The 21,045-nt window shown below is 68.4% G+C and carries 10 protein-coding genes and 3 rRNA genes; 7 read left to right on the top strand and 6 right to left on the bottom strand.

What is annotated here, in order from left to right; all coding sequences use genetic code 11:
• Nucleotides 1–38 precede the first annotated feature (38 nt).
• Nucleotides 39–1,463, bottom strand: coding sequence for an NsdA family TPR-like regulatory protein (locus CEB94_RS19200; RefSeq protein ID WP_175433411.1), 1,425 nt, complete (start codon nucleotides 1,461–1,463; stop codon nucleotides 39–41).
• Between the two features lie 791 nt (nucleotides 1,464–2,254).
• Here CEB94_RS19200 and CEB94_RS19195 point away from each other — a divergent pair.
• Nucleotides 2,255–4,372: an asparagine synthase-related protein gene (locus CEB94_RS19195; protein WP_175433410.1), complete on the top strand. Its 2,118-nt coding sequence runs from the start codon at nucleotides 2,255–2,257 to the stop codon at nucleotides 4,370–4,372.
• A 339-nt stretch (nucleotides 4,373–4,711) separates the two neighbouring features.
• Here CEB94_RS19195 and CEB94_RS19190 read toward each other — a convergent pair whose 3' ends face one another.
• Nucleotides 4,712–6,640 (bottom strand): sigma-70 family RNA polymerase sigma factor, encoded by a 1,929-nt coding sequence (locus tag CEB94_RS19190; RefSeq protein ID WP_175433409.1) that lies wholly within the window; start codon nucleotides 6,638–6,640, stop codon nucleotides 4,712–4,714.
• A 266-nt stretch (nucleotides 6,641–6,906) separates the two neighbouring features.
• Nucleotides 6,907–7,671: a TetR/AcrR family transcriptional regulator gene (locus tag CEB94_RS19185; protein WP_175433408.1), complete on the bottom strand. Its 765-nt coding sequence runs from the start codon at nucleotides 7,669–7,671 to the stop codon at nucleotides 6,907–6,909.
• Nucleotides 7,672–8,045: 374 nt separating this feature from the next.
• On the opposite strand from CEB94_RS19185, the gene CEB94_RS19180 reads away from it, so the two are divergent.
• Both CEB94_RS19180 and CEB94_RS19175 read left to right on the top strand, forming a co-directional pair.
• A complete protein-coding gene (locus CEB94_RS19180; RefSeq protein ID WP_175433407.1) occupies nucleotides 8,046–9,425 on the top strand; it encodes an NAD(P)/FAD-dependent oxidoreductase in 1,380 nt (459 codons plus the stop codon).
• 174 nt (nucleotides 9,426–9,599) lie between these two features.
• Complete coding sequence (locus tag CEB94_RS19175) at nucleotides 9,600–11,267, top strand: ATP-binding SpoIIE family protein phosphatase (protein WP_175433406.1); 1,668 nt, start codon at nucleotides 9,600–9,602, stop codon at nucleotides 11,265–11,267.
• Between the two features lie 12 nt (nucleotides 11,268–11,279).
• Here CEB94_RS19175 and CEB94_RS19170 read toward each other — a convergent pair whose 3' ends face one another.
• Entirely contained in the window at nucleotides 11,280–12,545 is a 1,266-nt protein-coding gene (locus tag CEB94_RS19170) for an MFS transporter (RefSeq protein ID WP_175437063.1), read from the bottom strand.
• Nucleotides 12,546–12,667: 122 nt separating this feature from the next.
• On the opposite strand from CEB94_RS19170, the gene CEB94_RS19165 reads away from it, so the two are divergent.
• The 4 genes from CEB94_RS19165 to rrf all read left to right on the top strand — a co-directional run bounded on the left by CEB94_RS19165 (nucleotide 12,668) and on the right by rrf (nucleotide 19,046).
• Complete coding sequence (locus tag CEB94_RS19165; RefSeq protein WP_175433405.1) at nucleotides 12,668–13,216, top strand: MarR family winged helix-turn-helix transcriptional regulator; 549 nt, start codon at nucleotides 12,668–12,670, stop codon at nucleotides 13,214–13,216.
• Nucleotides 13,217–13,882: 666 nt separating this feature from the next.
• Nucleotides 13,883–15,408 (top strand): 16S ribosomal RNA (locus tag CEB94_RS19160).
• 305 nt (nucleotides 15,409–15,713) lie between these two features.
• Nucleotides 15,714–18,834 (top strand): 23S ribosomal RNA (locus CEB94_RS19155).
• A gap of 95 nt (nucleotides 18,835–18,929) precedes the next feature.
• Nucleotides 18,930–19,046: ribosomal RNA gene (rrf, locus tag CEB94_RS19150) — 5S ribosomal RNA — on the top strand.
• The 16S, 23S and 5S rRNA genes sit together here, the layout of an rRNA operon.
• Before the next feature lie 75 nt (nucleotides 19,047–19,121).
• Here rrf and CEB94_RS19145 read toward each other — a convergent pair.
• Together CEB94_RS19145 and CEB94_RS19140 are read right to left on the bottom strand one after the other, a co-directional pair.
• Nucleotides 19,122–19,793: a response regulator gene (locus CEB94_RS19145; protein ID WP_175433404.1), complete on the bottom strand. Its 672-nt coding sequence runs from the start codon at nucleotides 19,791–19,793 to the stop codon at nucleotides 19,122–19,124.
• Nucleotides 19,790–21,040 (bottom strand): sensor histidine kinase, encoded by a 1,251-nt coding sequence (locus tag CEB94_RS19140; protein ID WP_175437062.1) that lies wholly within the window; start codon nucleotides 21,038–21,040, stop codon nucleotides 19,790–19,792. The genes CEB94_RS19145 and CEB94_RS19140 overlap by 4 nt, the downstream gene beginning before the upstream one ends.
• Nucleotides 21,041–21,045 lie beyond the last annotated feature (5 nt).

Below are 21,045 nucleotides of genomic sequence, written 5' to 3'. Positions count from 1 at the left end.
TGCCTTCAAACGCGGGACGGGCGGCATGCCTGCTCCGACTACGCCGGAGCCATCAGCAGGGGTCGTGCACGCTCACGGAGCTCCACCACCTGCGGCTCGTCGCCGTACGGCTCCAGCCGGTGCAGGAGATCCTTCACGTACTCGGTGGTCCGGGCCGAGGAGATCCGCCCGGCGACCTCCACCGCGCGCACTCCCTGCTCGCACGCCGCGTCCAGGTTGCCCGACTCCAGTTCGGCGACGGCCGAGACGACCAGGCGCAGGCCGTGGGAGCGGACGAACTCCTCCGTCGGCTTCGACAGGGCCTGCTCGGTGAAGCGGCGGACCTGGCGGGGTGCCTTGAGGTCGCGGTAGCACTCGGCCGCGTCGGCGGCGAAGCGGTCGTAGGAGTAGAAGCCGAGCCAGCTCGGGTCGTTGTCGCCGGGGCGGGCGCGCTCAAGCCAGCTCTCGGCCGCCTTCAGGGCACCGCCGGCCGCCGGGGCGTCGTTCGCACGCGCGTGTGCCCGGGCCTCGACCAGGCGGAAGAAGCTCATGGTGCGGGCCGTCGCCAGGCCGCGGTTGCGTTCGAGGGCGGCCTGCGCGAGGTCCACGCCCTCGTCGCCGAAGCCGCGGTAGGTGGCCTGGAGGGACATGGTGGCCAGCACATAGCCCCCGAGGGGGACATCCGCCGCAGCCCGGGCCAGGCGCAGGGCCTGGATGTAGTAGCGCTGGGCCGCTTCCTGCTGGCCCGTGTCGAAGGCCATCCAGCCCGCGAGCCGGGTGAGTTCGGCGGAGGCGCCGAAGAGGGCCCGGCCGACCTCGTCGGAGTACGAGCCGAGCAGCAGAGGAGCGGCCTCCACCCTTAAGCACTCGGGGACCATGGACGAACGCCAGTCGCCGCCGCCGTACTTGGAGTCCCAGCGCCGCGCGTCCTCGGCGGCCTCCCGCAGCTTCTGCACATCGCTGTGGCCGACTTTGAGCGGTGCGCCGGAGCCCTCGCCAGGGCCCACGTCACGCGCGACCGAACTGTCGGCCGGGGTTATCAGCCATCGCGAGGCGGGCGTCGCGTATGCGCTCACCGCGAACGATCCGGCCAGCGACTGCCAGATGCCGCCGGAACCGGCCCGGCGGCCGGCGAGGTCGAGGCGGTACAGGTCGGTCGCGGACCTCACCGCCTGGCCGACGTCCCGTGGGAAGGCGAGGCCGACTTCGGGCGCGGGGTCCGCGTCCGCCAGGCCGATCTCGTGGAGCGGCACCGGGCGGCCGAGCTTCTGGCCGATGGCGGCGGCGATGAGGTGCGGAGCCGCACCCTGCGGCACCATGCCCTTCGACACCCAGCGCGCCACCGACGTCTTGTCATAACGAAGTGTCAGTCCTCGCTGAGCGCCAAGATCGTTGACGCGCCGCGCGAGGCCTGCGTTGCTGATTCCCGCGAGGGCGAGAACGGCGCCGAGTTTTTCGTTCGGCCCGCGTTGCTCCCTGGACATGCGCCACCCCTCGACACAGACGGCTGCCGCGCTGGCATAACCATGCGGCATTCGTAAACCCAGCGTAGTTCGCCGCATCCCAAGCGTTAAGGGGCATTGTTCCGGTTGGCGGGATTGTGGTCCGTACTGAAGTGCGGTTCAGATACGGGCTGTTGCGACGTGCTCCCACTGTGTGGCCGTGCGCCTGTCCGTGCGCTCTTCTCCGGCCACTGCGGGAGCGGTTCCATGGTCATCGCGTGGGTCGGCCCGCTGTACTGGATCCAGTGGGCTGGGGGACACCGCCGCCTTCATCCCCGCGGGCGGCGGAACGGTCCGGGAGGCGTGCTCCGTCTCCCGGACTGCGCGATCGGGTGGCAGGGTGCGCAGTCTGTACGGAGAGTGTTCGAGGCTGCCCGTGTGACGCCGATTTGGCCGAAAAACGACCCCGCCGGTCGTGGGGTATCAGGGCTCCGACCATGGCACTTGAGGGCGCGTCGGGCGTGATTGGGGCGCGTTTCGGGGGCGCATTCGCGTCGCAGTCGTATCGGAGACATGTCGCTGGCGTGCCTTGATTCTTGGCCGCTTCTTCGTTCCGCCGCGTCTTCGCCGCCGTCTTGTTCGTCCGTCGTTTCCGCCCGACTCCTCATAAGACGTGCGGGTGTTCGGGTCCCCTGGAACGGTACGGGTGGCTCCGCCGGGGCGCATTCAGCGGAGCGCAAGCGGCGTCGGCACCCTCTGGAACGCTTCCTTCATGGCAGCATGGGCACCGGTTCGTACGGTGCACTGGTTGTCCACAGCCTGTGGAGGCGGCGATGCGGTGGTTGGTGGGATGGAGCAGCACCGCCGCGGGAGCCGTCGCTGCCGGTTCGGCGGGGGCGACCGGCAGCGAGGGTGAGACGCTGCACCCGGTGGGGTCCCAACTCCTGTGGGGCGACCCCGATCCGCTGTGGGCGGTCGGCGACTGGCGCCCCGACGAGGTGCGGGTCGTGAAGGCCGACGACCGGACCAGGATCGCCGTCCTCGGCATCTGCGGCGCCACCGACGAGCAGTTGCGCGTCGCGCTGTTCGCCGCGCGCGGTGGCGCACTTCGGCATCTGACCGCCTGGCCGGGCAGCTACACCGCCATCGTCCAGGTCGGCAGGCGGATCACCGTCTCCGGCGATCTCGCGGGCGCGCGGCCGGTGTTCCACACGCCCTGGGCCGGTGGTACGGCGTACGCCACCGCCGCGCTGCCGCTGGCCGACCTCATCGAGGCCAACCTCGACTTCGGGCATCTCGCCGCGCTGCTCGCCGCCCCGGACGTGCCCGCCGCGCTGCACGACTCCACGCCGTACGACGGCGTGAAGCGCATTCCGCCCGGGCATGCCCTCATCCTGCGCGCCGGGGCGCGCGAGATCGCCGGGTACGAGCCGGTCGCCTCGCTGGCCGTGGCGGCACCTCCGGCCGATCCCGACAGCGCGGTCGACGCGGTGCGCGACGCCCTCGTGGAGGCCGTACGGACGCGGCTGTCCGCGCCGCGGCACGTCCCCGGGGCGGACATCGACCCGGGCCCCGTGCCCGGCATGGGGCCCGCCGAGCGGCGAGCCGCGCGCGGGATGCCGGTGCCGGGGATCGGCGCGGACCTGTCCGGCGGTCCGGCCTCCGGGGCACTGGCACTGCTGGCCGCGGGGCTCCCCGGGATGCCGGGCACGGTGCTGGGGCACGGCACGGGCGCGGGGGAGCGGCTGCTGGCCGTCACGTTCAACGACCTCGCGGTCGGAGGGCGCGAGGCCGAACTGGAGCGGGCGGGCGCGCTGGCGGCGAACCCGCGGCTGCACCACGTCGTCGTGGCGGGCGGCGAGGAGACCCTTCCGTACGCCGACCTGGACGGGCCCCTGACGGATGAACCCGGGCCGTGCCTGGTGTCGGCGGCGCGCCATAGGGCCCGGCTGGCGGCGGGCAGCGCGGACCACTTCACGGGCTACGGCGCGCGCCAGGTCCTGGACGCCCATCCCGCGCGTCTCGCCGACCTGCTGATGGACCGCCGGCGGCGTCATCTCGTACGGCCGGTCGCCGCCCTGGCCAAGGCCGACGGGTCGGTGCTGGTGCCCGCGCGCGTGTACGCGGCGGCGCGGCGGTTGTCGCGGACGCCGTACCGGTCGGGGCTCGAATCCCTCGCCGAGCGTCTCCTGGACCCCCGCTCCGACGACGGTCTCGACGCGCCCGGCGGTGCGCTGGATGCCTCGCTCGCCGCGCTGACCTGGGGCAGACCCGGGCCGGCTGCGCGCTGGCTGACCGGTGAGGCGCTCGCTGAAGTATCGGTTCGCCTTCAGGCGTCGACGCACCGGTCGGAGTTGGTGGGGCCGGGGCAGCGGCCGGGTGACTTCCGCGCGCGTGCGGCGCTGGCGCGGCATGCGGCGGACCTGCGGGTGCTGGAGCAGGCCGCGGAGGTCCGCTTCCAGCGGCTGCACGCGCCGTTCCTCGACAACCAGGTCGTCCGCGCGGCGCGGGCGCTGCCCGAGGCGCTGCGGGTGCGGCCGGGGGCGCGGGCGGCGATCCTGCGTACGGTGCTGGAAGGGGCCGGGGTCCGGGAGCTGCCGCCCGGCTGGGGCGCGCCTACCCAGGCGACCGCGGCGGCGGCGGAGCGTACGGGGCTGCGCGTGGCGGCGGACTCCTTGGTCGCCCTGTTCGACACCCCGCTGCTGGCGGAGGCGGGCCTGGTCGAGGCCCGCGTGGTCCGCAAGGCGCTGCGCGGCGCGGCGGCGGGCGAACCCCTTCCCCTGGACGGCCTCGCGGACCTGGTCGCCCTGGAGCTCTGGCTCCGCCGCCTGCTGTCCCGCCGGGGCACGTGCTGGACGGGCACACCGGCTCGGCAGCGCGCGGTACCGGCGGGGATCGCGCCGCAGCGGGGGGCGTTGGGGGCGGGGGCCGGTGGGGGACGGCGGGTGTAGCGGCTGCTCGCGTGCCTGCGCCTTTCGCCGGGTGGTGGGTCGGGGCCGTGTCGGGGGGTGTCCGTCCTCGGAACGGCGCGATGGGGTGTCATACCGACTGACTGTTCGTTGACGCGCCAACCGCTGCGGGCGGACACCCCCCGACACGGCCCCTTGCGTACGACGGCGGGTGCGGGTGCGTCGTGGCTTCCGCCCTAGCTGCGGGCACTCGTGCCGCTGGGGGCCGCACGGGTGGGCGCAGCGGCACCCCGCTCCGCCGGGTTGCGGACCCATCCCGCACCAGCGACAACGCCGAGCACCCTGCACACAACCGGCCGGGTGGTGTGAGCCGCCGTACCGTCAGCCGCAGGTGAACCTGGACTCCGCCCAGTCCACCGGCATCAGGTTGTCGAGGGCGCTGCGCGGTTCCACCACGAGCCGGACCGTGCTGCGGCCGGTGAGGTTCACATGGGCGGGCACGGCCGGGTCACCTCCCTCGACCAGCGGGGACCGCCACAGCCGGGCCCCGTCGGCGTAGACGGAGAAGTACACCTTGCCGAGCCTCAGCGTCATGTCGTCCACACCCACGAGCGCGTCGTACGACGAGCAGGAGCGGTTGAGGTCGATGGTGACGGACGAGCGGCCGTGCACGGTGACGCCGTGGGTGTACCGCTGGTCGCCGACCGACAGGCCGGACCGCTTCCAGACCCAGCTGCTCGAACCGATCCGCATCTCGGGCTTCGTGCCGTCGCCACTGATGTCGTACGACAGTTCGCTCCACTGGTAGACGGCCGGGGCGGGTGGGGGCGGCGGGAGTGGTGGGGGAGTGGGCGTTGGTGTCGGGGCCGGAGGTGGTGTCGGCTTCGGGGGCGCGGGCGGTGGAGCGGGCTTCCGGGGCGGGGTGGGGGTCGAGTCCGGGGTCGGGCTGGTCCTGGAGCTCGGTGTCGGCGCGGGTGTCTCGGCACGCGCGGGCGCGATCCCCGGCGGCCGCGGCCCCGGTTGCGGCCGTGAGGGGGCGGGGGTGGGCTCACCCGGGCGCACCACCGAGGACGGCGGTAGGGATGGGGGAGCGGTCCTGGCCTCCGCCTTCGGCTTCTCGTTGCCGGCCAGCGCCATCACCACCGCGGCCACCACCCCCACGGCGACCACACCGGCCGCGATACCGGCCTTCACCGGCGCGCCGAGCCCTTCGGAGGCCGCCGCACCACCCCCACCGGTCGAGCCTCCCGCCGCCGCTGCGGCCCCCGCCGCACCGGCCGCTCCCGCGCCCCCGGCGATGAGCCCGGCCGCCTTTGCGTACCCGGCCGCACCGAACCAGCCGATGACGGCGACCGGCACGACGGCCGGGATGCCGCCGGCCACTTCCTCGATCTGCAGCGCGGCCAGCCGGCACTTCGCGCACTCGTCCAGGTGCTTGCGCAGCCCCCGCTCGGCCCGGGTGCGCAGCCGCCCGCGGGCGTAGGTGCCGAGCTGGTCGGCGTAGCGCGCGCACTCCTCGTCGCCGGTGAGGGTGGCGCTGACGTGAGCCTGGAGATAGGCCTGCTTGAGACCCTCGCGGGCCCGGCTGGCGAGCACGCGGGTGCCGTTGGCGTCCAGCCCGAACAGCGTCGCGACCTCGCTGGGCGACTCGTCCTCGATCTCGGTGTGCCACAGCACGGCCTGCCAGCGCTCCGGCAGTGACCGGAAGGCCCGCATGGCCATGGACTGCTCGGCCTGGTGCATCGCCCGTACGTCCGCGCCCAGTTCGAGCGTGTCGTCGTCGGACCCGCCGGAGTCGCGCGCGGACTGGACGGCGAACACCGCGAAGTCGTCGACGAGCTGCTCGCGCCGCGCCGACCTCGTCCAGGAGGCGGCGACCCGGCGGACGGAGGTGAGCAGGTACGCGCGGACGGCGTGCGTGGGACCCGCGCCGCCGCGTACCGCCTGGAGCATGCGGGCCAAGACCTCCGCGGTCAGGTCGTCCGCGGTGTGGGCGTCCCGGCAGCAGGTGCGGGCGTAGCGGCGCACGGCTTGTGCGTGGCGCCGGTACAGCTCCTCGTACGCCGTGTCTTCGCCGGAGCGCATCCGGTCGATGAGGTCGGCGTCGGACGGCGGCACTTCACGCAGGGGCGGCAGGACGCTGTCCTCGCGCCAGTCGCGCTGGGCCGGGACCGAGCCGTCGGCGGGGTGCCCGCCGGGCGGCACGCTCGCGCGTCCGCCCTGACTCGGCACCTGCGGCGGGACCGGGCCGCCGGCCGTGGCGTCGCCGTTCCCGCCGGCGCTCGACTCGTCCCGACCGTCACCGCTCATCGCGGAAAGCCCCCGCCAGCCGCCCAACCCGTCCAGACCACCGGGTCAGCGTGCCACATTGGCTTTTGGTCAGAACCCCCTGAGTTCGGACCATCACTCATCCGTGGGGACTTGCCGCACGGCAGTACTGGCCGTCACTCGTCAGGGAAGGATCCCCCTTTTCGCGCTCAGGGCAAGGATCGCCCTTTTCTCGCTCCGGGCCCGGACGTCCCGTCCGAGCCCGGAAGACCCACCTGGCCCGGGCCTGCTCGCCCGGGCCAGGTGGCTCACGCCGGTCGCGAGCGCAGCCCCTCCAGCAGGATGTCCAGCAGCCGGGCCGAGGCGGCCGCCTGCTGTGCCGCGTCCGGCAGTGAGGGCGCGGCCGTGGCGATCACCAGCAGCACGTCCGACACCGACACGTCCGCGCGCAGCTCACCGGCCGCACGCGCCCGGTCCACGAGCTGGCCCACGACCTCGAGCAGCGCCGCCGTCCCGGCGTCCTCGCCCGCGACCGCCGGTACCGAAGCGACCGCGACCGGCTGGTCCGGCACCAGCCGCAGCTCCGTCCCGCCCGGCTGGGTCCGCTGCTGCGGCACCCGCGGGCCACCGGCGCCGTCCTCCACCGAGACCCGCAGCACCTGCGGCGGCAGCAGCCGCCCGGCGCCGGAAGCCACCGACGTCCGCAGGAAGCGCGACAGCGCCGACCACGGCTCGTCCTCCTGCCCCAGCGCCGCACGCGCCTGGTCGGTCAGCCGGGAGGTCTCCTCCTCGGCTATCCGCCGCACCAGGACGTCCTTGCTCGGGAACCGCCGGTACACCGTGCCCACACCGACCCGCGCGCGCCGCGCCACGTCCTCCATCGGCGCGCCGTACCCCAGCTCGCCGAAGACCTCCCGCGCGGCGCGCAGTACGTGCTCCAGATTGCGCTGTGCGTCCACGCGCAGCGGCGTCGTCCGCGATGTGCCGCGTCCGTTGCCCGCCGCCGCGCTCATCGTCATGCCACCCGCCGCGACTGCGGACGCGGGCGACCAATGAGAGTCCTGAACATGCATAAGCATTCCCCCGGTAATGACGTCTCCCCCCGGAGACACTCCCCGCCATTCGATCCGGGACGAGGGAACGGCTCGGGTCCGTGGGCCCGCCCGTCGCGGACCCGGTGAGCACATCCCCCTACACCCCGTCGACATACGAACATAGTTGAGAGGGAGTCAATTCAGAAGGGGCAGGTTCCGCACGGAGCGCCCACCGATCGGAGTACGGGCCGCATACGTCCCGAATGTGCCCCCACGCGCCCCCCGCACCACCCCTTCTGACCTGCACGTATGCACCGCAGGTCGTGATTCCGGCCAACTCCGCGCGCTCGCCCGCTCCGGTCACACAATTCGTCGAGGCTGTGGACAAACGCAAGCGACGGGTGCGTCATGGGGTGGTGAAGGAACGTGCGCGCATTCTCGTTGTCGGTGGCGGCTACGTCGGGATGTACACCGCCCTGCGCCTGCAGCGCAGACTGAAACGGGAGCTGGACCGGGGCGAGGTGGAGATCACGGTCGTCACCCCCGACCCGTACATGACCTACCAGCCGTTCCTGCCCGAGGCCGCCGCGGGCGCGATCTCCCCCCGCCACGTCGTCGTGCCGCTGCGCCGCGTCCTCGACCGGTGCCGGGTCCTGATCGGCGAGGCCACCGCCGTCGACCACGCCGAACGCACCGCCACCGTCACCACCCTCGCCACCGAGGAGGAGGGCACCGGCGGACAGCGGCTGTCCTACGACCAGCTGGTCCTCGCCCCCGGCTCCGTCTCGCGCACCCTGCCGGTCCCCGGCCTCGCCGACCACGGCATCGGCTTCAAGACCGTCGAGGAGGCCATCGGGCTGCGCAACCACGTCATCGAGCAGATGGACATCGCCTCCTCCACCCGCGACCCCGCGATCCGCGACGCGGCCCTCACCTTCGTCTTCGTCGGCGGCGGCTTCGCAGGGGTGGAGGCACTCGGCGAACTGGAGGACATGGCCCGCTACGCCGCGCGCTACTACCACAACGTCCAGCCCGAGGACATGAAGTGGATCCTCGTCGAGGCCTCGGACCGCATCCTGCCCGAGGTCGGCGAGGAGATGGGCCGCTACACCGTCACCGAGCTGCGCCGCCGCAACATCGACGTCCGCCTCCGCACCCGCCTGGAGTCCTGCGCCGACCGGGTCGCCGTCCTCAGCGACGGCGCCCGCTTCCCCACCCGTACGGTCGTCTGGACAGCCGGCGTGAAACCCCACCCGGTGCTCGCCGCCTCCGACCTGCCGCGCAACGACCGCGGACGCCTGAGGTGCACGCCGGAACTGTCCGTCGACGGCGCCACGCACGCGTGGGCCGCGGGAGACGCCGCCGCCGTCCCCGACGTCACCGCCGAAGAGCCGGGCCGCGAGTGCGCCCCCAACGCCCAGCACGCCGTCCGCCAGGCCAAGGTCCTCGCCGACAACATCGTGCACACCCTGCGCGGCGAACCTCTGGAGCGGTACGAACACGCCTACGCCGGATCGGTCGCCTCCCTGGGCCTGCACAAGGGCGTCGCCCACGTCTACGGACGCAAGCTCAAGGGCTACCCCGCCTGGTTCATGCACCGCGCCTACCACCTCAGCCGCGTGCCCACCTTCAACCGCAAGGCGCGCGTGCTCGCCGAATGGACCCTGGCCGGCCTGTTCAAACGGGAGATCGTCTCCCTGGGTTCACTCGAACACCCCCGGGCGGAGTTCGAACTCGCAGCCGGTGGAAAGCCTTCTCACGATCCCCCGCACAACCCGAAGGGGTCGTCCTGACCGGACCCAGGAACTCCACCGGCCGGCCCGGCGTCTGACGGATGTTGGTCCGGTCCGCGCACTGCCAGACTGGTCCACCACCGCGGGCATGCCACCACTCGCCCCGGTGCGGGCCCCCCGGGGCCCCGGCCGGTTCCGGTGCCGGCCGCCGACCACTACACGAGGCAAGGATTCGTGAACTTCACGCGCTGGAGCGCCCGGCTCCCCGGAACGCAGCGCCGCGCCGCAGCGCGGACCGAGCAGACGGCCTCCCCGGACCGGCGGGGGGAAGGTTCCGTACCCGCCGCCCGTGCCGAACAACTGACCGACGAGTCGCCGTCCGCACCCGCCGTCGACGAACTGCGGGTGCGCGAGGTCCTCGACCGCGTCCCGTCCCTCGTCGCCCTGGTCCACGGCCCCGAGCACCGCATCGCCTACGTCAACGACGCCTACACGGCCGCCTTCGGCGTACGCCCGCTGGGCGAACGCGCCCGCGAGGCTCTCCCCGAGCTGGACGCCCTCGGCCTGTTCCCCCTCCTGGACCAGGTCCAGCGCAGCGGCAAACCGCGCACGGTCAAGTCCCGCAAGGCCCCCGACGGCCGCTCCTACACCTTCACCTGCACCCCCGTCGCCCAGGGCGACGGCAAGGGCGGCAGCGACGGCCGCGGCGTCCTCGTCTTCGCCACCGACGTCACCGACCACGCCGAAGCCGCAAAGCGCCTGCGCGCCAGCGAACGCCGCCAGCGCGAAACAGCGGTCACCCTCCAGCGGTCCCTGCTCCCCCAGGAGCTCGAAGAACCCGACGACCTGCGCGTCGCCGCCACCTACCACCCCGGCGGTACGGAAGCCGCGGTCGGCGGCGACTGGTACGACGTCATCACCCTGGGCGGCGGCCGCACGGCCCTGGTCATCGGCGACGTCATGGGCCGCGGCGTCCGCGCGGCGGCGGTCATGGGCCAGCTCCGCACGGCGGTCCGCGCCTACGCCCGCCTCGACCTCCCCCCGCACGAGGTCCTCCAGCTCCTGGACGGCCTGGCGGCCGAGATCGACGCCAACCAGATCGCCACGTGCGCGTACGCCATCCACGATCCGAACGAGGGCAAGCTGATCTACTCCTCGGCGGGCCACCTCCCGATCCTCGTCCGCGACGAGGACGGCACGGTCCTGCGCGCCGAAGAACCCACCGGCCCCCCGCTCGGCACCGGCGGCTGGATGCACACCTCGGGCTCGATCCCCCTCGCCCCCGGTTCCACGGCCGTCCTCTACACGGACGGCCTGGTCGAGCGCCGCGACGCCGACCTGGACGAGGGCATCGCCGCCCTGGAACGCGCCCTGGCCGGCGCCACCGGCACACCCCAGGTCGTCTGCGACCGCCTGGTCCGTTCCGCGGGCGTCACCCCCGACCACGACGACGACGTGGCCGTCCTGGTCCTCCAGCACCCCGCTCGCACGGGTTCGGAGAGCGAGCTCTTCCGCAACGCCGCCCTGGAACTCCTGGGCGGCGTAGAAGCGGCCCCCCGCGCGCGTGCCTTCGCCTCCGGCGTCCTGACCAGCTGGCGCTTTCCCGCCGACCTGCACGACCTCGGGGTCCTGGCGACCAGCGAACTGGTCGCCAACTCCCTCCAGCACGGCACCCCGCCGATGCGCCTGCGCCTGCGCCGCACCGACCGCCGCCTGATCATCGAGGTCACCGACGGCGACGACCACCTCCCCAGACGCCGCCGCGCGGAACCGGGCGACGAATCGGGCCGGGGCATCGCCATCGTCGCCACGATCGCGTCGAACTGGGGCTGCCGCCGGACACCCGGCGGCGGCAAGGCAGTCTGGTGCGAGTTCGCCCTGCCGCGCACCCAGCCGACGTGACCGGGCCGGGGATCAGACGTCCGCGGAAACGGGCGCCCCACCCCGCGCCACGACCCGGCTCTTCCCGAGCCACGGCTGATCCTGCACATCGGTCAGCTGCCGCCCCAACCGCACGGCCAGGACGGTGATCCCCAGCGAGAACACCAGGAACGCCACGATGTACGGCGCGTGCAGCGAAGCCCCCAGCGGTCCGCCCACGGCCGGCCCGACGGCCAGCGCGAGCTGCTTGACCAGGGCGAACGCGGAGTTGTACTGCCCGGCCAACCCCTCCGGCGCGAGATCCGCGACCAGCGGGGCCACGGTCGGCGACAGCATCGCCTCACCCAGCCCGAACAGCGCGTACGTCGAGACGAACGCGGCCGTCGCCATCTCCTGGCTCCCGTGCCCGAGCCCCGCGTACCCGGCGACGGCCCATGCCACGGCCCAGATCAGCCCGACTGCGGCGATCACCCGCGACCGCCGGCGCCGCTCCACGAACCGGAGCACGGCGAACTGCGCGACGACGATCACCAGCGTGTTGGCGGCGAGCGCGGTCCCCAGCGCGGACGTCGAGATCCCGGCGGCCTCGACCCCATACGCACTGAGCCCCGACTCGAACTGCCCGTAGCAGGCGAAGAACAGCACGAAGCCCAGCACGCACAGCTGCACCATGGCCCGGTTGCCCATCAGCTGCTTCCAGCCGCCCCGGCCGGAAGCCGTGGGCGCGTCCTCGATCCGCGGCGCGCGCGGCATCCGCACGGTCACCATCACCACGACCAGCAGCAGGAACATCGCCGCCTCGATCGAGAAGAGCAGGGTGAAGGAGGCAGCACTCGTCGTGTCGACGAGATGCCCGCCGATGAGGCCACCGACCCCGAGCCCGAGGTTCTGCAGGAAGAACTGCATGGCGAAGGCACGCGACCGCGTCTCCGCCGACGAGCAGTCGACGATCATCGTCGCGAGCGCCGGCTGCATCACGGCCTGCCCGGCTCCCAGCAGGGAGGCCGAGACCAGCACGGCCGCCGCGCTGCTCGCGATCCCCAGACTGAGCGCACCAAGAGCGGCGGTGACCAGGGCGGAGAGCAGCACCGGCAGCGGGCCGCGCCGGACGATCGCCCGCCCGGCGAACGGCAGCACGACCAGCGCGGCCACAGCGAAGACGGCGAGTACGAGACCCGCCGTCATGGCCCCCAGCCCTCGCACCTGCGCCACGTAGACGTACAGGTACGGGACCGTGAATCCGAGCCCGAACGCGCTGAGTGCGTTACCCACGTGAATCCGGCGCATCGCTGCGCCCATCGCCCTGGTCACGTTCACCTCTCTCACAAGTTAGGAGTGAAGACTTCGAAACTAAAGTTCGAAGGTAAAGAGTACATACCCAAGGACTTCAAGGCAAAGAACGGCCGTGCGATACTGCGCCCATGGGCGACACCCCCGGCCCCAGCGAGCCGACCCTCGAAGAGCAGATCGCCGCGTACCAGCGCGAGTTCCAGGACCTCGACCCCCAGGTAGAGCAGATCGTCTCGGCCCTGTCCCGGCTGAACCGCCGCATGAACGTCGCCTACGGCCGTCAGACCTCGGCCCTCGGCATCAGCAACGCGGAGTGGGAGGTCCTCAAGGCCCTCGTCCTCTCCGGAGCTCCCTACCGCCTGGGCCCCAGCGATCTCGCCAAGCGCCTCGGTCTCACCCCGGCCGCGATGACCCACCGGATCGACCGCATGGTCGCCGAATCTCTGGTGACCCGTGAGCGAGACGAGTCGAACCGTGTACGAGTCATCGTGGAGCTGACATCCGAGGGGCGGGAGAAGTGGCTGGAGGCGATGCGCCTGGCGTCGGTCTTCGAGGAGGACCTGCTCCAGGACCTGGCCCCCGACGAGCGCGCAGTGCTGGGCGAAGTGCTCACGCGCCTGCTGCGCCGGGTCGAGGATGCCCAGCCGGACGCCGGCGGGCGCCTCACCGACCTGGACTGACACCCGGGCCGAAAAGATCTTGACAGAGGCTGCTTGACAGCCCCTTGGTGGATCCGTAGAGTTCTTCGGGTTGCCGCGGGGCCGTAACGGTTCTGCGACAGCACTTCCGCCGCACCAGCGGCACCCAAACCACCAGCTCGACATCCCGATGGGATTGATTTCGGCGTGCCGGAATTCAATTCGAATTGGGGCTCGACGACCTGATCGACTCCGAACGGCTTCGATTTGGGAATCGCCGAGAGGGCGCGCTAAGGTTGGGAACGTCGGAACGGCCCAACAGCCGCGAGGACAACCCCCGCTGACCGGGGATCAGGCCCGAAAGGATCTGATAGAGTCGGAACCGCCGGAAAGGGAAACGCGGAAGCGGGAACCTGGAAAGCACCGAGGAAATCGGATCGGAAAGATCTGATAGAGTCGGAAACGCAAGACCGAAGGGAAGCGCCCGGAGGAAAGCCCGAGAGGGTGAGTACAAAGGAAGCGACCGTTCCTTGAGAACTCAACAGCGTGCCAAAAGTCAACGCCAGATATGTTGATACCCCGTCTCCGGCCATCACGGCTGGGACGAGGTTCCTTTGAAGAAAACACAGCGAGGACGCTGTGAACGGTCGGGCCTATTCCGCCTGACTGTTCCGCTCTCGTGGTGTTCATCCCGATTACGGGAAAACATTCACGGAGAGTTTGATCCTGGCTCAGGACGAACGCTGGCGGCGTGCTTAACACATGCAAGTCGAACGATGAACCACTTCGGTGGGGATTAGTGGCGAACGGGTGAGTAACACGTGGGCAATCTGCCCTTCACTCTGGGACAAGCCCTGGAAACGGGGTCTAATACCGGATAACACTTCCATCCTCCTGGGTGGAGGTTAAAAGCTCCGGCGGTGAAGGATGAGCCCGCGGCCTATCAGCTTGTTGGTGAGGTAATGGCTCACCAAGGCGACGACGGGTAGCCGGCCTGAGAGGGCGACCGGCCACACTGGGACTGAGACACGGCCCAGACTCCTACGGGAGGCAGCAGTGGGGAATATTGCACAATGGGCGAAAGCCTGATGCAGCGACGCCGCGTGAGGGATGACGGCCTTCGGGTTGTAAACCTCTTTCAGCAGGGAAGAAGCGAAAGTGACGGTACCTGCAGAAGAAGCGCCGGCTAACTACGTGCCAGCAGCCGCGGTAATACGTAGGGCGCGAGCGTTGTCCGGAATTATTGGGCGTAAAGAGCTCGTAGGCGGCTTGTCACGTCGGGTGTGAAAGCCCGGGGCTTAACCCCGGGTCTGCATTCGATACGGGCTAGCTAGAGTGTGGTAGGGGAGATCGGAATTCCTGGTGTAGCGGTGAAATGCGCAGATATCAGGAGGAACACCGGTGGCGAAGGCGGATCTCTGGGCCATTACTGACGCTGAGGAGCGAAAGCGTGGGGAGCGAACAGGATTAGATACCCTGGTAGTCCACGCCGTAAACGGTGGGAACTAGGTGTTGGCGACATTCCACGTCGTCGGTGCCGCAGCTAACGCATTAAGTTCCCCGCCTGGGGAGTACGGCCGCAAGGCTAAAACTCAAAGGAATTGACGGGGGCCCGCACAAGCAGCGGAGCATGTGGCTTAATTCGACGCAACGCGAAGAACCTTACCAAGGCTTGACATACACCGGAAACGTCTGGAGACAGGCGCCCCCTTGTGGTCGGTGTACAGGTGGTGCATGGCTGTCGTCAGCTCGTGTCGTGAGATGTTGGGTTAAGTCCCGCAACGAGCGCAACCCTTGTTCTGTGTTGCCAGCATGCCCTTCGGGGTGATGGGGACTCACAGGAGACCGCCGGGGTCAACTCGGAGGAAGGTGGGGACGACGTCAAGTCATCATGCCCCTTATGTCTTGGGCTGCACACGTGCTACAATGGCCGGTACAATGAGCTGCGATACCGTGAGGTGGAGCGAATCTCAAAAAGCCGGTCTCAGTTCGGATTGGGGTCTGCAACTCGACCCCATGAAGTCGGAGTTGCTAGTAATCGCAGATCAGCATTGCTGCGGTGAATACGTTCCCGGGCCTTGTACACACCGCCCGTCACGTCACGAAAGTCGGTAACACCCGAAGCCGGTGGCCCAACCCCTTGTGGGAGGGAGCTGTCGAAGGTGGGACTGGCGATTGGGACGAAGTCGTAACAAGGTAGCCGTACCGGAAGGTGCGGCTGGATCACCTCCTTTCTAAGGAGCACTTCTAAGCCGGTCCTTCGGGGCTGGTTCAGAGGCCAGTACATCGGCGAATGTCTGATGCTGGTTGCTCATGGGTGGAACGTTGACTATTCGGCATACTTGATCGTCTTCTCCTTCTAGTACTGCTCTTCGGAGTGTGGAACGTTGAGGGGAGCGGGGAGTGTGTCGGGCACGCTGTTGGGTGTCTGAGGGAATGGATTTCCTCAGTCGCCGGCCCCAGTGAACTCGCCTGTAAGGGTGGGGTGATGGGTGGCTGGTCGTTGTTTGAGAACTGCACAGTGGACGCGAGCATCTGTGGCCAAGTTTTTAAGGGCGCACGGTGGATGCCTTGGCACCAGGAACCGATGAAGGACGTGGGAGGCCACGATAGTCCCCGGGGAGTCGTCAACCAGGCTTTGATCCGGGGGTTTCCGAATGGGGAAACCCGGCAGTCGTCATGGGCTGTCACCCTTGCCTGAACACATAGGGCAAGTGGAGGGAACGCGGGGAAGTGAAACATCTCAGTACCCGCAGGAAGAGAAAACAACCGTGATTCCGGGAGTAGTGGCGAGCGAAACCGGATGAGGCTAAACCGTATACGTGTGAGACCCGGCAGGGGTTGCGTATGCGGGGTTGTGGGATCTCTCTTTTACGGTCTGCCGGCCGTGAGACGAGTCAGAAACCGTTGATGTAGGCGAAGGACATGCGAAAGGTCCGGCGTAGAGGGTAAGACCCCCGTAGTCGAAACATCAACGGCTCGTTTGAGAGACACCCAAGTAGCACGGGGCCCGAGAAATCCCGTGTGAATCTGGCGGGACCACCCGCTAAGCCTAAATATTCCCTGGTGACCGATAGCGGATAGTACCGTGAGGGAATGGTGAAAAGTACCGCGGGAGCGGAGTGAAATAGTACCTGAAACCGTGTGCCTACAAGCCGTGGGAGCGTCGGAACAAGGCTTGCCTTGTTCTCGTGACTGCGTGCCTTTTGAAGAATGAGCCTGCGAGTTTGCGGTGTGTTGCGAGGTTAACCCGTGTGGGGAAGCCGTAGCGAAAGCGAGTCCGAATAGGGCGTTTCAGTAGCACGCTCAAGACCCGAAGCGGAGTGATCTAGCCATGGGCAGGTTGAAGCGGAGGTAAGACTTCGTGGAGGACCGAACCCACCAGGGTTGAAAACCTGGGGGATGACCTGTGGTTAGGGGTGAAAGGCCAATCAAACTCCGTGATAGCTGGTTCTCCCCGAAATGCATTTAGGTGCAGCGTCGTGTGTTTCTTGCCGGAGGTAGAGCACTGGATAGGCGATGGGCCCTACCGGGTTACTGACCTTAGCCAAACTCCGAATGCCGGTAAGTGAGAGCGCGGCAGTGAGACTGTGGGGGATAAGCTCCATGGTCGAGAGGGAAACAGCCCAGAGCATCGACTAAGGCCCCTAAGCGTACGCTAAGTGGGAAAGGATGTGGAGTCGCAGAGACAACCAGGAGGTTGGCTTAGAAGCAGCCACCCTTGAAAGAGTGCGTAATAGCTCACTGGTCTAGTGATTCCGCGCCGACAATGTAGCGGGGCTCAAGCGTACCGCCGAAGTCGTGTCATTGCGATATATACCCCCAACGGGGATCGTGATGGGTAGGGGAGCGTCGTGTGCCGGGTGAAGCAGCCGCGGAAGCGAGTTGTGGACGGTTCACGAGTGAGAATGCAGGCATGAGTAGCGATACAAACGTGAGAAACGTTTGCGCCGATTGACTAAGGGTTCCTGGGTCAAGCTGATCTGCCCAGGGTAAGTCGGGACCTAAGGCGAGGCCGACAGGCGTAGTCGATGGATAACCGGTTGATATTCCGGTACCCGCTGTGAAGCGTCAAACATCGAGCATCGTGATGCTAAGGCCGTGAAGCCGTTCCGGACCCTTCGGGGAAAGGAAAGTGGTGGAGCCGCCGGACCAAGCGGTTAGTAGGTGAGTGATGGGGTGACGCAGGAAGGTAGTCCATCCCGGGCGGTGGTTGTCCCGGGGTAAGGGTGTAGGACGTCAGGTAGGTAAATCCGCCTGGCAATAGTCTGAGACCTGATGCCGAGCCGATTGTGGTGAAGTGGATGATCCTATGCTGTCGAGAAAAGCCTCTAGCGAGTTTCATGGCGGCCCGTACCCTAAACCGACTCAGGTGGTCAGGTAGAGAATACCGAGGCGTTCGGGTGAACTATGGTTAAGGAACTCGGCAAAATGCCCCCGTAACTTCGGGAGAAGGGGGGCCATCACTGGTGAGAGGACTTGCTCCTCGAGCTGGGGGTGGCCGCAGAGACCAGCGAGAAGCGACTGTTTACTAAAAACACAGGTCCGTGCGAAGCCGTAAGGCGATGTATACGGACTGACGCCTGCCCGGTGCTGGAACGTTAAGGGGACCGGTTAGTCATGATTCGTCATGGCGAAGCTGAGAACTTAAGCGCCAGTAAACGGCGGTGGTAACTATAACCATCCTAAGGTAGCGAAATTCCTTGTCGGGTAAGTTCCGACCTGCACGAATGGCGTAACGACTTCTCGACTGTCTCAACCATAGGCCCGGTGAAATTGCACTACGAGTAAAGATGCTCGTTTCGCGCAGCAGGACGGAAAGACCCCGGGACCTTTACTACAGTTTGATATTGGTGTTCGGTTCGGCTTGTGTAGGATAGCTGGGAGACTTTGAACTCTGGACGCCAGTTCAGGGGGAGTCGTCGTTGAAATACCAGTCTGGTCGTGCTGGATGTCTAACCTGGGTCCGTGATCCGGATCAGGGACAGTGTCTGATGGGTAGTTTAACTGGGGCGGTTGCCTCCTAAAGAGTAACGGAGGCGCCCAAAGGTTCCCTCAGCCTGGTTGGCAATCAGGTGTTGAGTGTAAGTGCACAAGGGAGCTTGACTGTGAGACCGACGGGTCGAGCAGGGACGAAAGTCGGGACTAGTGATCCGGCGGTGGCTTGTGGAAGCGCCGTCGCTCAACGGATAAAAGGTACCCCGGGGATAACAGGCTGATCTTCCCCAAGAGTCCATATCGACGGGATGGTTTGGCACCTCGATGTCGGCTCGTCGCATCCTGGGGCTGGAGTCGGTCCCAAGGGTTGGGCTGTTCGCCCATTAAAGCGGTACGCGAGCTGGGTTTAGAACGTCGTGAGACAGTTCGGTCCCTATCCGCTGTGCGCGTAGGAATATTGAGAAGGGCTGTCCCTAGTACGAGAGGACCGGGACGGACGAACCTCTGGTGTGCCAGTTGTCCTGCCAAGGGCATGGCTGGTTGGCTACGTTCGGGAGGGATAACCGCTGAAAGCATCTAAGCGGGAAGCCTGCTTCGAGATGAGTATTCCCACCTCTTTGAGAGGGTAAGGCTCCCAGTAGACGACTGGGTTGATAGGCCGGATATGGAAGCACGGTAACGTGTGGAGTTGACCGGTACTAATAGGCCGAGGGCTTGTCCTCAGTTGCTCGCGTCCACTGTGTTGGTTCTGAAACCACGAACGGCCCCATGCCATGGTCACGGTATGGTGCGGCATAGTTCGACAGTTTCATAGTGTTTCGGTGGTTATAGCGTAGGGGAAACGCCCGGTTACATTCCGAACCCGGAAGCTAAGCCTTACAGCGCCGATGGTACTGCAGGGGGGACCCTGTGGGAGAGTAGGACGCCGCCGAACAAATATTGAAAAGGCCCACACCTTATGGTGTGGGCCTTTTTGTGTTTTCACGGCTTTCCACGGCATTGATGACGTTCACGACGCCTGAACCAGCTTTGTGTCGTACGCCAGGATGACCGCCTGAACGCGGTCCCGGGAGCCGGTCTTGGCGAGGATACGGCCCACGTGGGTCTTCACCGTCGACTCGGCCAGGTGGAGGCGCGTGGCTATCTCCGTGTTCGTCCACCCCTGGCCGATGACCGTGAGGATCTCGCGTTCCCGGTCCGTCAGGGAAGCGAGGCGCGGGTCCCCTTGGGGCGGGGCTTCCGACGAGGCATCGGTCGGGAGGTGGTGGACGTAGGCGTCCAGGAGGCGGCGGGTCAGGCTGGGGGCGACCACCGCGTCTCCCGTGGCCACCGCGCGGATCCCGGCGAGGAGTTCCTCGGGCTGGGCGTCCTTGACGAGGAAGCCGGAGGCGCCTGCGCGGAGGCCGGCGTAGGCGTACTCGTCCAGGTCGAAGGTGGTGACGATCAGGATGCGGGTGCGGTCGCCGGCGGCGGTGATGCGGCGGGTCGCCTCGATCCCGTCGAGGCCGGGCATGCGGATGTCCATGAGGACGACGTCGGGGTGGAGCTCGGACGCCATGCGGACCGCTTCGCTGCCGTTGGCCGCCTCACCCACGACCGTCATGTCGTCCTGGCTCTCCAGCAGCATGCGGGAGCCGAAGCGCTGGAGGGGCTGGTCGTCGGCGATGAGGACCGTGGTCACTGCGGGGATTCCTCCGGGAGATGTAGGCGGACGCGCCAGCCCCGCTCCCGGTGGGGGCGGGGGCCGGCCTCAAGTGTGCCGCCATACAGGGAGGTTCGCTCGCGCATTCCGGGTAGTCCGCGACCGTCCCGGGAGTTCCCGCCGGTGTGGCTGCCGTTGCCGTTTCCGGTGTCCGTGATGGTGACGGTGACGGCGGCCCTTTCCTCGTAGGAGAGCTCTATCTCGGCGGTGGTGTGAGGGCCGCCGTGTTTGAGGGTGTTGGTGAGGGCTTCCTGGACGACGCGGTAGACGGTGAGTTGGCGGCCCGCGGAGAGGGTGGGGCTGCCGTGGATGGTGGTGCTGACGGGGAGGCCCGCGGAGCGTACGCCGTCGAGGAGCCGGTCGAGGTCGGTGAGGCCGGGCTGGGGGGTCAGGTCGGGCTGTTGCTTCTCTTCCTCGCGCAGGACGTCGAGGAGGCGGCGGAGTTCGGCGAGGGCTTGGCGGCTGGTGGTGGCGATGGCGTCGAGTGCCTGGGCGGCGCGTTCAGGGGACTTGGCGGCGGCGTATCGTCCGCCGTCGGCGAGGCCGGTGATGACGGACAGGTTGTGGCCGATGATGTCGTGCATCTCGCGGGCGATGCGGGCGCGTTCGGCGGCGGTCGCGAGCTGTGCCTGCTGGTCGCGCTCGGTCTCCAGGCGGCGGGCCCGGTCCTCCAGGGCCTCGGTGTAGTTGCGGCGGGTGCGGACCGTGACGCCGATGAGGGCGGCCACGGTGATGGACATCAGGTGTGAGCCGATCTGCTGGTCCCAGGTGCCCTCCCCGTGGCGGGTGGCCGACACGAGGACCGGGGCGATCACCAGGGCCGTCGCCCACCACAGGTCGCGCAGGGGGCGGCGCAGGGCGAGGTGGTAGATGAGGGCTAGCTGGAGCAGGGCTGCCTGGAGGGCGGCGCCGGTCCAGGCGTTGGCGAAGGCGACGGGGGCCATGGCGGCCAGGACCGCGCTCGGGTGGGTGCGGCGCCACAAGAGCGGGACGGACAAGCCAAGGCTCAGGGTGAGGAGGAGCCAGCCGGGGACGTCGAGGCTGAGGGCGTTGTGGCGCCAGCCGCCGCCGACGTAGTCGATCAGGGCGGCTGTGACCCAGAAGCCGGTGAAGTGGAGGTCCCACAGCAGTGGGTGACGTCGGTCGAAGGCCCGCACCCTGTGGATGAGGCGCTGGGCGTACTCGGTGAGGGGCTCCGGCGCCCGGTGTTCCGTCACGGGCTCCATCGTGA

Source organism: Streptomyces hawaiiensis (assembly GCF_004803895.1).
Taxonomy (GTDB): Bacteria; Actinomycetota; Actinomycetes; order Streptomycetales; family Streptomycetaceae; genus Streptomyces; species Streptomyces hawaiiensis.
This window is presented reverse-complemented; position numbering and strand designations above follow the sequence as displayed.